This is a genomic window from Streptomyces sp. NPDC002643 (assembly GCF_053592555.1).
The window spans coordinates 229,990-241,817 of sequence record NZ_JBSFVY010000012.1 but is presented as its reverse complement, the minus strand read 5'-3'; the positions used below and the strand labels follow the sequence as shown (position 1 = coordinate 241,817).

The following is an 11,828-nucleotide window of genomic DNA, read 5'->3' as shown; positions in this document are numbered from 1 at the left end:
ATGCCATCTAGTTACTATGCGCTACATAGTTACACAGAACGTAATCAACGTGTGGTGAGGTGATCGGCATGTTCGCGCGCAGATACCGCCCGGCCGAGGGCGCGGTCCCCTTCAACACGATCGACAAGATGATGCATCTGCTGCCCCAGAAGGACCGGGACGGGCTGGTCGCCCTGCGTCTGCGGGGCACTCCGCCCACCGCCGGCGAACTGTGCGCGCTGCTCGCCGATGTGACCGAGCGCATCCCCGCGCTGGGCTACCGCGTCGGCGGGCGCCGTTGGCACCGGTACTTCGAACCGTGTGAGGTCGATCTGCCCGAGCATGTGGCCGAACTCCGGTTCCCCGCAGGCCGATCGCTCGCCTCCTGTCTGAGGGAGGCCGCGGAGCGGGAGTGGCCGACCGGACGGCCGCCGTGGGGCGTACTCGTCATCAGCGGCTACCGCGAGGACGTGGACGAGTACCTGATCGCCTACCGGGTGTCGCATCTCCTCCAGGACGGCATCGCGATGGCCCTCACCGGCAACGCCCTCTTCACCGGGGAGAGGCTCCCGCCGCCCGCCCGCGTTCCGGCGCCACGTCCGCAACCGCCCTCGTCGCGCGGGCCGTTGAAACTCGGGCCACCGAAGCGGGAGCGGCGCACGGGCGTACTGCGGAAGCGCGGGCCAGGAACGGGCGTACCGCGGTCGGGCCAACTGTGGAAGCACGGGCTGTGGACGGGCGTACGCCACGCGTCCAAAGTCCTTCTCCCCTGCGCCGAATGGCTTCCTCTGGCCGCCCACCCCGCCGACACCGGCTGGCGGTACTCCCAAGTGAGCCTGGACCGGGCCGTCTTCGACGACATCACCCGCAGTACGGGCGCCTCCACCGCACAGGTCCTGCTCGCCGTCATCTGCGGTGCGCTGCGCGACTGGACCCCGGAGTACTGGACCGGCCACCTCGGTCGCCGGCAGCGCCGGGGCCTGGCGACGATGCTCACCATGAGTCTGCGGGCCCCCAGGGACAGGACCGCCCTGGGAAACCAGGTGGGCATGTACCCCTTCACTCTGCCGTGCGCGGAACCCTCGCCCGAGCGGCGTCTGCGGCTGGTCATGGACCGGACCGATCACCGTGTCCTCAGCGCGTTCCGCGCCCTGCAGACCCGCGCCATGCACGCCCCGGACCCGCTGGGCCGGCTCCTCGCCCGGACCCTGGTCCACTGCGAGCGCCCGTGCGCCGTGGTGACCGTCGTTCCCTCGTCCCAGGACCCGAAGGCCATGGGCGCCGAAGACCTGCTGTGCGTCTCGCAGCGGCCGAAGCGGGTCGACGGCGGTTTCGTCGTCGTACAGGGCCCGGAAACGATCCTGGTGCAGCCGTCCTTCAAACACTGGGTCGACCGCGTCGACCACCTGCCGGCCCTCCTGACGGCCTCTCTGGCCGAACTCCACGCGGCCGTCGTCCCCGACCGGGCCACGGCGCGACCGTCACCAGAGCATGCCTCCTCCGATGCCCGCTGACATCCGCGCCACCCTGTGCACGCTCCCCCGCTCCCTCCCCCTCCCCCCGCTCAAAGGACCTCTCTGTTGAAGACCGTCGTCGTCACCGGCGCCACCAGCGGTATCGGACAGGCCACCGCGCTCGACCTGGCCGCCCACGGCTTCCGCGTCATCGCCACCGCCCGCTGCCGGGAGAAGGCGGAGAAACTGACCGTCATGGCGCGGGAACGGGGCCGGACCCTGCGCACCGTCCTGCTGGACGTCACCGACCCCGCCTCCTGCCAGGACGCCGTGAGGGAGATCGAGGACGGGACCGGCGGCGGCCCCTGGGCGCTCGTCAACAACGCCGGCATCGCGCCGACCGGCGCCTTCGAGGACATCGGCGACGCGGACGCCCGCGCCGTCCTGGAGGTCAACCTGCTGGGCGCGGCCCGGATGGCCCGTCTGCTCCTGCCCGGCATGCGGCACCGCGGCGACGGCCGCATCGTCCAGATGAGCTCCCTCGGGGGCCTGGTGTCCGTCCCCTACAACGGCTGGTACTCCGCCAGCAAGCACGGCCTGGAGGCGCTCACGGACGCGATGCGCGTGGAGATCTCCGGCACCGGCGTCCACGTCAGCCTCGTCGAACCGGGCTTCATCGACACCCCCATGCTCTCGGACGGACTCGACCGCCTGCCCCCGGGGGCCCGGCAGACGGTGTCCCGGCTCGTCGCGTGGTCCTCGCCGCCGGGCCCCGAGGTCGTGGCCCGCGTCGTACGCCGAGCGCTGACCGCGAAGTCCCCGCGCCGCCGCTACCGCGTCGGCCCCGGCGCACCCGTGGCTCCCCTGTTCGCCACCCTGCCGGCCGCCCTCACCGACCGCGTCACCCGCACGGCGCTCCACCTGACCGGGAGGTTCTGAACCGAGCCCGTCGAGGAATCCGCGCCTCCTGGCCGCCCGGTCGTGCGCGCCACCCGCACCACCCACAGCCCCGGCGCCGCGAGGCGTCGCCTCCGTACTCGATCGACAACCTCCGTACTCGAACGACAACCTCCGTACTCAATCCACAAACCGCACCCCGGAGGAGCGGGGGGCGCGGCAGAGGCGGCGGGCCGCGCAGCGATGACCAGGCAAAGGGCAAGAGGCACGGTCGTGTTCACAACCGGTTGAATGCGCATGGCGCCCAATCCCCGCCCGGGCAGGCGCCCACGACATCCGCCGCCAGACGGACTCGCCCCTGACATCCCCCGAGTAACTTCTTCATCAACTCGTCAGGGTCGGCGCGGCGTGGGGACTCTTGAGGCAGCCACGTTTCCCGGCGCCTGGGGGCATGACGCGGCCCAGCCCAACCCTCAGGACATATTCACCGACAGGTCCTGGGCCTCGAGTGGGGATGGCAGACGAGCGGGGCCGAGTCACGCGTCAACGACGCGGGCGACGAGGCCGGACCGGATGCCGGCCGGTCTCGCCACACACGGCGCAGGGGTTCCAGTGCCGTTCCCCGCCCGGGGCGATGAACAGGTGGAACCGAAATCCCCGGCAGCGCCGGCACATCGCCTTGGGCTCCTGCGGCGCCGTGGCCCGCATCGTCATCAGCAGGTCGATGGCCGACGCGTAGCGCGGGTCTGTCCACTCCATGGTTTGCCTCCCTGCTCGTGGTCAGCAGCGTAGGGCGGCCAGTGCGCGCCGCAGGCTCAGTTCACCCGTACGTGGCTAGTTGGGGCCGCCGTCGAAGCACGTACCCGAGCAGCCACCGCTACCGCCGCTGTGCTCGCAGTCGGCGGCCACCGGGACAGAGGCATCAGTCGGCGACAGCCACAGCGTCAGGTCGACCTCGTACCCGGCCTCGACGATCGCGGCCTGGGTGCGTTCCAGTTCCTTCGGGTTGTGGCGGGAGGGGTCCGGGCGCTCCGGGACGTGGTGTACGAATCCGCCGCGCGACTGGCACAGCCTCGCGTAGGTGCGGGTGTGCAGGATCAGGGCGTGCCATCCCTCGTCGACGATCCTCGACGGCCGGAGCCTGAGGGCGGGGAAGCGGACACAGGTGTCCACGAACTTGAGTGCCTCCAAGACGACGCGCTCCGCCGTGGGCTGCTCCATCTCCTTGTTGTTGTCGAGCACCGTCGCGACGACGCCGGCGAACTCCTCCTCGGTTATGAGTGCGCGGGCCGCCATTGCGTCGGTCTGGCCGAGCGTGCTTGTCTGCACGAGTCCTCCAACTCGGTTGGGTGGGCGGCCTCGGCGGGCCGTGCTTGGGGCTACGCCCGCCGAGGCACTGACAGGTCCGCCCCCACTACAACGAACCTTGCGGATCGATCGGCCGGGGCGGAGTTCTGATCACCCGCCCCGCCGGAGGCTTCCGGGCCTCCAATGGAGCGGGCTTGCCACCTCCGGCCAGGCTTCCGTTCCCAGCCAGAGAGGCGTCATGGGGTGCGATCCTGACCCTCGGTCGCCGTGGGGGCGCTCAGGTCGGCGTCCGCGCCGGCACCAGGGCGAGGACGGGGGCGGATACGACTGCCACGTACAGAGCCAGGCCCGTAATCCGGATCACGGCTTCCTGGCCTTCGGCGGTCTTGCTCGCGATGGGGTCGGCCCCGGCTCACAGGCATCGTGCAGATACACGGTCGCGCCAGGGCCAGTCGCACTGTCGATCGGGTATGTCCTGTACGGCTGGCCGGGCCGGATCATCCGGGCACAGCCCCAGCAGAAGGTCGGCGGTTCACTGTCGTCCTCCTGGCCGCCGAGGGACCGCACGTGCTTACGCAGGCTCACGACGGAATGGGCGAGACGGCGCGCGTGCACCCACAGATCGGCCTCGGGCACGCCGGGCTTGAGCGCGAGGATGTCACGGGCACGGTCCACCTCAGCGGTCACCTCGGGGGCGTCGTCGCCCTGGTGGTGCCCGACGTGGGTGATCAGCAGCGCCAACTCGTCCGCGAGCAGCATGACCTTGTATCGCAGCGGCCGCGACGGGCTCGACGGCGTGGATGCCGGCGCGTCCCGGGCGAGCAGCACCAGCTCGGCGGCGTCGTCGACCGGTGCCAGGCGCCACCTGATGCGGTATCCGTCCGGGCACCCGTCGACCGCCGTCGACGAGTGCGCGCAGCGCTCGCAGTCATGGAGGTGGTCCCGGAACGCAGGTAAGTCCTGCTCCCTGAACAGGATTCCCTTTCCGGAGGCTTCAGCAGTGGTCACGGGCGCTCACCTCGCGACCGGGCGTTGGCCACGGCGAGACGGGCACGCAGGGCCTCTTGGCGGCTGACGGGACGGATGCTGTCGGGCTCGGCGTCCCACTCCCGGCCGCCTCCAAGCGGCCGCAGCTGCACGTACGGGCCCTCGAACCCCATGACCTCGCCGATCTTCTTGCGGTCGGTGTCCTCGACGGGGTCACCGATAGCTGCCTTGCGCGCGGTCATCGTCACCAGACCCTCCTCGCCGGGGAGGCCAGGCGCCGGGTCTGCTCGTCCTCGGGGATCACGTAGGCGCGCACGAGAACCGGGGTGATCGCGTCGGCCTCGACGAGGGACAACTCGGAGGACGGCCACAGATGCGGGGCCCGACGGCGGCGTGCCGCGCCGAGGCACGCCCTCAGCATCGCGGGCGACATGTACGCCGCGCGGAAGTTCGGGCTGGATGCCAACTCCGCGGTGGGGGCCCGGTGGCCGGATAGGCGCCACCCGAACAGCAGTGCTCTCACGTGCCTGCCGAATCGTGGTACAAGGATCACTGTCATCAGCTCCTCAGCAGCTGGTGGCCGCGCCCCGGGACCGTCGTGACCGGTCGCCGGGGTCTTGGCGGCCTACTCTGATTGGCCATCACGCTGCGTTCGCCGTGCGCCGGCATCCGCATGTGACGATCTGCCACACGCGCAAACTGCCCCGGATCACGACGGACCCAGCCGCGCGCAGGTTCTTGCCGACAGCACCACAGTCGAAGCATGCCTCGCCGTGCAACCGCACAATGCTCACCCCGCCATCGATGACCGTGGGCGTGAGTGGGAGCGCGTCAGACATACCCGTTCCCATCTGTCGGTTCCTGCGCATGTGACAGATGGTGGGGGCTGGCAAGAGGCACAAGTACCCCAGCGAGGGGTATCTGAGGTACCGGCGTTCAGGTGGCAGCGCACCACTCAGCGAAGTTGGTGAGGCTCTCGGAGTCGGCCCGCCTCAGGCGCCGGAGTGTGGCCGCGTCCTCGCGTACCCAGCGGTGTTCCCTGGTGTGCTGGGGGGCGATGGCGCGGGCCACCTTCAACGACTCGAAGGCGTCGTCAGGAAGGCCAGACCACAGCTGCGCGCGGGCGAGTTCAATGTAGAAACCGGAACGGCGTTCGGCCGGCAAATCAGTCGGTGGCTTCCACTCCTCGGCGACGTCGAGGGCGCGGCTGACGTGTTCGTTCCCGAGGCTGACGGCGAGGGACACCTCGTGTACGCGGACCGAGTCGGGGCCGAAGGCGGTCCCGCAGTAGATGTCCTCTGCCACCTGGTCGGCGAGTGTGCGAGCCTCATCGATGTGGGTCTGTGCGGCCTCGGCGTTGCGTGCGCGCCCGGCGATGACGGCGGCCCTCATATGGAGTGCGCCGCGTGCGGCGATCTGCGGCCGTGACGCCGAAGCAGGAGTGGCGTCGATGGCCTGCTCCAGCGCACGAAGCCCAGCAGCATGGGCGCTCGCGGCGAAGAAGGTCTCTGTCCGTACGTAAGCGACGGCGGCCGCGAGCAGCGTGTTCTCAGTCTCGGGCGCGGCCCACCGCATAAGCTCAATCAGCCGGGCCGACAGGTCGTAGGCGTCGAACTTGTAGGCCACAGCGTCCGCCGAGCGGCACGCGGTGACGAACATCTCGGCGACCTCACGCTGCTGCTCGACCGGTGCGCTTTGGCGGGCGCGTGCAAGCTCGGTGAGCAGGCCCGGAAGGACGCGGGAGATACGCGTGTACTGCGACGCCAGCCGCCACCGCACTGCCTGGTTCACTGCATCACGCAGTTCGTGAAGCGGCCGGACCGGGCCGTCGTCAGGCAGGTCGTATGTGGCGAGCGCCGCGGAGAGTACGGGCAATTGATCGTGGACCGTGGTGTGGGCGGCCCCTCGGTCAGCGCATAGCCGGGCAGGGTCAATGCCTAACGCATCAGCGATGGCTTCGAGGGTGGCAACGGTGACGCCGCGCTCGCCTCTTTCGATCTTGCGGATCGTGCCGAGGGCGACACAGGCCGCGTCAGCGAGCTGCTGCTGTGTCATCTTCGGGCGCATGACACTGCGGTAGTAGGCAATCCGCTTGCCGACCCCGCCATGCGTGGCTGCGGGCATACTGGCTCCAGTTCGGGGCGTCCACTCCGAACGGTATCCGCACCACGACGCAGCGTGTACATGAACGGCCCCACCAGTCTTGGCTGGTGGGGCCGTTTGGCCGTTATCTCGTGATGACCGACGTAAGCTGTGTGAGGGTGTCGATCCGCCAGTCCGCCGCCGCCACTACGTTCGGGTCGTCCGCCCACAGATGCCCCCACGGCCCGCGGCGAATGTGCACTGCGCGCAGCCCGGCCGCCTTCGCGGGGTAGATGTCGTTGGCCGGGTGGTCGCCTACGTACGCCGTCGCGTCCGGCGCGGTCTGCGCCACCTCCAGCACCCGAGCGAAGAAACCCGGGGCCGGCTTGGCCGCACCCCACTCAGCCGAGGTCGCAACCAGGTCAGCGGGCAGATCCAAGGCGCGCAGCAACTCCCCCGCCCGGCTTGTCTGATTGCCCGCGATGACGACGCGGATGCCCTGCTCGCGCAGGGCCGACAGCCCCGGTCGCACGTCGGCGTAGAGATCGCTCTCGTCGAGGAACTCACCACGGCCGGCCGCCTCCCTCGCCGCGTATTCCGCAGCAATGTCGATGCCGGGACGCATGAGGCGGACAGCGTCAGCGTTGTCGCGGCCCTGCGCGACGACGGCACCGACGAGGGCAGAAAGGGTGTGGCGTGGGATGCCGAGCCAGTCGGCCCACGAATTCCAGTACCGGTCATCGCGGGTGATGGTCTCGCCGATGTCAAGGACGATGGTCTCAATCACCCCTGGAAGCCTACGGATCGCGGTACGGCGCCCCGGCCGGACCGGGGGTAGTTCAGGCCGGGGCACCGGTACGCCACCCCGCCTGGCAGCAGGGAGGCACTCACCACCCCTGGGAGATGCCGGGCGGTGGCACCGGTGAGGTGATGGGGCGAACACAATGCGCCACTATGGCCGGAACGCGCAATACATGGGGCGCGGACATATGCGCCCCAGGCGCCGTCCAGCGAGCGCAGGCCCCGGGCCAGGACCTCCAGTTCGCTCTCGATGGCGTCGAGGCCGGTGATGCGGACCGACCGGTAGACGTCGCCGCTCTCCATCCGGCCCGGTCCCTCGTCCAGGTCGGCCGTGGAGTTGTCGAGCATGGCCCGGTAAACGGCAGAAGCGGTCGTGTCGAAGGTGCCGCTCGCCCGGATGCCTGCGGGCGTCGTAGAGGGGTGGCCCAAGTCCGCAGGACGCGGGGGACGTTGGGGGATCGCTCTTACCCAAACCACACCCCACACGACTAGCGTGCGGATCATGAAGTACACGCAGCTCGGACGCACGGGACTCAAGGTCAGCCGACTCGTCCTCGGCACCATGAACTTCGGTCCGCAGACAGACGAGGCCGGCAGCCACACGATCATGGACGCGGCGCTGGACTCGGGCATCAACTTCTTCGACACGGCGAACATCTACGGCTGGGGCGAGAACAAGGGCCGTACCGAAAGCATCATCGGCAACTGGTTCGCGAAGGGCGGCGAGCGGCGCGACAAGGTCGTCCTCGCCACCAAGGTGTACGGCAACATGGGCGCGGACGACGCGGCGTGGCCCAACCACGAGAAGCTGTCGGCGGTGAACATACGGCGTGCCGTGGACGCCTCGCTCAAGCGGCTCCGGACCGACCACATCGACGTCTACCAGTTCCACCACATCGACCGGGACACCCCGTTCGAGGAGATCTGGCAGGCCGTCGACGTACTGGTCCAGCAGGGCAAGATCCTCTACGCCGGCTCCTCCAACTTCCCCGGCTACAAGATCGCCCAGGCGAACGAGACCGCCGCCCGTCGCGGCGGCACCATCGGCCTCGTGAGCGAGCAGTGCCTCTACAACCTCTACGAGCGCCGCGCCGAGATGGAGGTCATCCCGGCCGCGCGGGAGTACGGCCTCGGCGTCATCCCCTGGTCGCCGCTGCACGGCGGTGCGCTGGGCGGCGTGCTGAAGAAGGAGGTCAAGGGCGGCCGGCGCGCCGAGGGGCGGGCCGCGGGCGCCATGTCCGGCCCCGACGTCCACGCGAAGATCCAGGCGTACGAGGACCTGATCGACAAGCACGGTCTGGAGCCCGGCGAGGTGGCCTTGGCCTGGCTGCTCACCCGCCCCGGCGTCACGGGCCCGATCGTCGGCCCACGCACGGCGGAACAGCTCGAATCCGCCCTGCGCGCCGTCGAGTTGGAGCTGAGCGAGGAACTGCTGGCCGGGCTGGACGAGATCTTCCCGGGGCCGGGACCGTCTCCGGAGGCCTTCGCCTGGTAGCGGTCGCGGCCGCATGCGTGTCCGAGCGCCGCCACCGTCGTCGCGGCGGAGGCGGCGCTCGGTCCGCGGCGCGGCTGCCCCGGGGAATGCGGCCGCCCCGGGGAAGGCCGGGGCCGCTCGGCTCGGCTCGTCCCCGGGGCGTCGGGCGGCTACGCCGCAGCGAGCACCCGGACGGTCTCGCCCAAGGTGTCCGCCACTTCCTTCCACTCGGCGAGGGGCATCGTCAGGGGTGGCAGAAGCTTCAGTACATGCCCCGACCCCGAGGTCTCGGCGACGACGCCAGCGCGGAACAACGCCTCCCGTATCCGCTCGGCCGTGCCGGGGGCGGGGAATCTCAGTCCGCTCATCGCCCCCTTGCCGACGACTTCGGCGGCACCCGCCGGGAGGGCGTCGGTGACGCTCGCGAGGCTGGTGCCGATGGCGGCGGCCAGTTCGGCGGCGTGGTCGGTGAAGTGCGGGTCGGTCCAGTGGTCCAGTGCCGCCGAGCCCGCCACGAAGGCGAGGCCCAGGCCGCGGAACGTGCCGTTGTGCTCGCCGGGGGCCCAACGGTCGAGCTCGCGCCGGATCAGCAGCGCCGCCATCGGCAGCCCCATCCCGCTGAGGGACTTCGACAGGCAGACCAGGTCGGGGCGGAGTTCGGGGGCGTCCTCGAAGCTGAAGAAGGTGCCGGTGCGTCCGCAGCCCGCCTGGATGTCGTCCACGATGACCAACGTGCCGGTGGCGTCGGCGAGTTCACGGATACGGGCCAGCCACGCGCGGGGAGCGGTGTGCAGTCCGCCCTCGCCCTGGACCGTCTCCAGGAGGACCGCGGCGGGCGGGGGCGTCGCCGCGCCCGGCCCGAGGGCGCGTTCCAGGGCGGCGACCGCGTCGGGGGCATCCCCGTACGGGAGGATCGTGACGTCGGTCAGGGGTACGCCCGCCGCGCCGCGCAGCAGCGGGGAGGTCGTGGCGGCGAGGGCGCCGAGGGACGCGCCGTGGAAGCCTCCGGTGAAGGCGATCACCTCGGTGCGCCCGGTGACCCTGCGGGCCAGCTTCAGGGCGGCCTCCACGGCGAGCGTTCCGGCCGGTCCGGGGAACTGGACGACGAAGTCGCCGAGGCCGCGCGGCTGGAGGACGAGGCCGGTGAACCGCTCCAGGAAGTCGGCCTTGGCCGTGGTGTGCAGGTCCAGCGACTGCACCGGGCCGCCGGCCGTGAGGTAGGCCGTCACCCGTTCGACGATCTCGGGCGGGTTGTGGCCGTAGTTGAGCGAGCCGGCCCCGCACAGCAGGTCCACATAGCGGCGCCCTGAGGTGTCCCACAGATGGTGTCCGGCGGCTCGTTCGAAGACCACCGGGAAGTCGCGGCAGTAGCTGCGTACGTTCGACTCGTGACGTTCGAACACCGCGAGGGGTGTCCGGTCGGTCTCGGTCATGTCAGCACGTACCTTTCATGTCGACGGTTCTCGTCACGCGTCGCGGGCCGACTCCCTCGCGGGGTCACTTGACCAGCACCGTTCCGTCATCGGGGCGGTGGTCGCGGGATCGGCGCAGGTCGCTGAAGGCGAAGGTCCGCTGGAGCCAGCGGTCACGGCCGTCGTAGCGCGGGGTGAACGCCGAACGGCCGTGCAGGGTGACCCGGTTGTCGACGACGGCGAGGTCGCCGGGGCGCAGGAGCACACCCGTGTACGTGCGGTGCGCCACCTCGGCCAGTTCGGCGAGGGCGGCGCGGCCCTCGGGGGTCAGGGCGCGGGTGGCGGCCTCGTCGAAGCACAGGTCCGGGTCGTCGGGGTCGCCGGTGAGGACGGCGTGGACGGTGCCGCCGTCGCTGCGGCCGAACGACGGGGGCGCCTCGGTGACGTAGTCGGGGCGGCCGAGGGCGTCGCGGGTGGCCGGGGTCAGCCGGGGCAGCACCCGGCGTATGCAGCTGGTGCGCAGTTCCGCCACGCCTTCGTGGTCCGGGCGCAGACACAGCAGCATGACGTGGTCGGGGCGGTGGGGGTGGAAGGCGTTCTCGGTGTGGAAGGTCAGCTCGACCGAGCCGACGTTGCCCTGGACCTCCTCCTGGCCCGGCACCGGCACCACGTTCTGGACCAGCGCCCCCGACTTCTCCGCCGCGAACGCCGCCGGGTCGCCGAGTCCCGCCGCGAACAGCAGCAGGGTGGCCGCCGGCAGGGACGGGACGCGCTGCACCGAGCCCTTCACCATGGGGGTCGGGGGCAGGTCCTGGGCGCCGATGGGAAGCCGACGCAGGACGAGGGCGCCGTCGGGGCCGGAGTCCCGGCGGAACTCCCTTACGGTACGGCGTACTTCGGCCGGGGTGTCCTCCCAGGCGTGGCGGGCGTGGGCCACCCAGGCGGGGTCGTCGACCCGGTCGCCCGCGTGGTCCAGCAGCTCGGTCGTCACCTGGCCCAGCCGGGCCAGGGTGGGGGCGCCTAGACGTACCGTGCCGTCCTCGGCGCCCGCCGGGTACGGCGCCGGGGCCGTACCCAGGGGTGCCTGCGCCATGTCGACGCTGCTCACGTGTGTGTTCCCTTCCCTCGCGTCGTCGTCCGCGTCATCACTCGCCCATCGCCCGGACGAGGCTCTTGGGGCGCAGGTCGGTCCACTCGCGCTCGACGTACTCCAGGCAGGCGGTGCGGCTGTCCGGGCCGAAGACGGTGGTCCAGCCGGCCGGTACGTCGGTGAAGTCGGGCCAGAGGGAGTGCTGGCCCTCGTCGTTGGCCAGGACCCGGTAGGTGCCGTCGGGGTTCTCGAAGGGGTTGGTGGTCATGGTGGGTCGGGTTCCTTTCGGGATTTCGGGAGCCGGGAGGCGCTTTGCCTCCCAGGTGTGTGGGGGGGGAGTTGGG

The 11,828-nt window shown here is 70.8% G+C and carries 14 protein-coding genes; 3 read left to right on the top strand and 11 right to left on the bottom strand.

What is annotated here, in order from left to right:
- The first annotated feature begins 68 nt into the window (after positions 1-68).
- Both ACWD4G_RS20350 and ACWD4G_RS20345 read left to right on the top strand, forming a co-directional pair.
- Positions 69-1,493, top strand: a complete 1,425-nt coding sequence (locus ACWD4G_RS20350) for a hypothetical protein (protein ID WP_451295253.1) — start codon at positions 69-71, stop codon at positions 1,491-1,493.
- 66 nt (positions 1,494-1,559) lie between these two features.
- Positions 1,560-2,372, top strand: a complete 813-nt coding sequence (locus tag ACWD4G_RS20345) for an SDR family oxidoreductase (RefSeq protein ID WP_451295251.1) — start codon at positions 1,560-1,562, stop codon at positions 2,370-2,372.
- Between the two features lie 501 nt (positions 2,373-2,873).
- Here the strand turns inward: ACWD4G_RS20345 and ACWD4G_RS20340 are convergent.
- The 8 genes from ACWD4G_RS20340 to ACWD4G_RS20305 all read right to left on the bottom strand — a co-directional run bounded on the left by ACWD4G_RS20340 (position 2,874) and on the right by ACWD4G_RS20305 (position 7,937).
- Positions 2,874-3,089 carry a hypothetical protein gene (locus ACWD4G_RS20340; RefSeq protein ID WP_451295249.1) on the bottom strand — a complete coding sequence of 72 codons (216 nt, stop codon included), beginning with the start codon at positions 3,087-3,089 and terminating at the stop codon, positions 2,874-2,876.
- A 75-nt stretch (positions 3,090-3,164) separates the two neighbouring features.
- Positions 3,165-3,659, bottom strand: coding sequence for a glycine-rich domain-containing protein (locus ACWD4G_RS20335; protein WP_451295247.1), 495 nt, complete (start codon positions 3,657-3,659; stop codon positions 3,165-3,167).
- Between the two features lie 339 nt (positions 3,660-3,998).
- On the bottom strand, positions 3,999-4,646 hold the full coding sequence (locus ACWD4G_RS20330; RefSeq protein ID WP_451295245.1) for a hypothetical protein: 648 nt from the start codon (positions 4,644-4,646) through the stop codon (positions 3,999-4,001).
- Complete coding sequence (locus ACWD4G_RS20325) at positions 4,643-4,873, bottom strand: hypothetical protein (protein ID WP_451295243.1); 231 nt, start codon at positions 4,871-4,873, stop codon at positions 4,643-4,645. Before ACWD4G_RS20325 ends, ACWD4G_RS20330 begins: the two co-directional genes overlap by 4 nt.
- Positions 4,870-5,148 (bottom strand): hypothetical protein, encoded by a 279-nt coding sequence (locus tag ACWD4G_RS20320; RefSeq protein ID WP_451295241.1) that lies wholly within the window; start codon positions 5,146-5,148, stop codon positions 4,870-4,872. The genes ACWD4G_RS20325 and ACWD4G_RS20320 overlap by 4 nt, the downstream gene beginning before the upstream one ends.
- A 413-nt stretch (positions 5,149-5,561) precedes the next feature.
- Complete coding sequence (locus ACWD4G_RS20315) at positions 5,562-6,749, bottom strand: helix-turn-helix domain-containing protein (protein ID WP_451295239.1); 1,188 nt, start codon at positions 6,747-6,749, stop codon at positions 5,562-5,564.
- Positions 6,750-6,852: 103 nt separating this feature from the next.
- Positions 6,853-7,494 carry an HAD family hydrolase gene (locus ACWD4G_RS20310; protein WP_451295237.1) on the bottom strand — a complete coding sequence of 214 codons (642 nt, stop codon included), beginning with the start codon at positions 7,492-7,494 and terminating at the stop codon, positions 6,853-6,855.
- Entirely contained in the window at positions 7,491-7,937 is a 447-nt protein-coding gene (locus ACWD4G_RS20305; RefSeq protein ID WP_451295235.1) for a hypothetical protein, read from the bottom strand. Before ACWD4G_RS20305 ends, ACWD4G_RS20310 begins: the two co-directional genes overlap by 4 nt.
- A 73-nt stretch (positions 7,938-8,010) precedes the next feature.
- Between ACWD4G_RS20305 and ACWD4G_RS20300 the strand changes: the two genes are divergently transcribed.
- Positions 8,011-9,003: an aldo/keto reductase gene (locus ACWD4G_RS20300; protein ID WP_451295233.1), complete on the top strand. Its 993-nt coding sequence runs from the start codon at positions 8,011-8,013 to the stop codon at positions 9,001-9,003.
- Positions 9,004-9,152: 149 nt separating this feature from the next.
- Here ACWD4G_RS20300 and ACWD4G_RS20295 read toward each other — a convergent pair whose 3' ends face one another.
- The 3 genes from ACWD4G_RS20295 to ACWD4G_RS20285 all read right to left on the bottom strand — a co-directional run bounded on the left by ACWD4G_RS20295 (position 9,153) and on the right by ACWD4G_RS20285 (position 11,752).
- Positions 9,153-10,415, bottom strand: coding sequence for a diaminobutyrate--2-oxoglutarate transaminase (locus ACWD4G_RS20295; protein ID WP_451295231.1), 1,263 nt, complete (start codon positions 10,413-10,415; stop codon positions 9,153-9,155).
- A 64-nt stretch (positions 10,416-10,479) separates the two neighbouring features.
- Positions 10,480-11,502, bottom strand: a complete 1,023-nt coding sequence (locus ACWD4G_RS20290) for a TauD/TfdA family dioxygenase (protein WP_451295229.1) — start codon at positions 11,500-11,502, stop codon at positions 10,480-10,482.
- 37 nt (positions 11,503-11,539) lie between these two features.
- Positions 11,540-11,752, bottom strand: coding sequence for an MbtH family protein (locus tag ACWD4G_RS20285; RefSeq protein WP_451295227.1), 213 nt, complete (start codon positions 11,750-11,752; stop codon positions 11,540-11,542).
- Positions 11,753-11,828 lie beyond the last annotated feature (76 nt).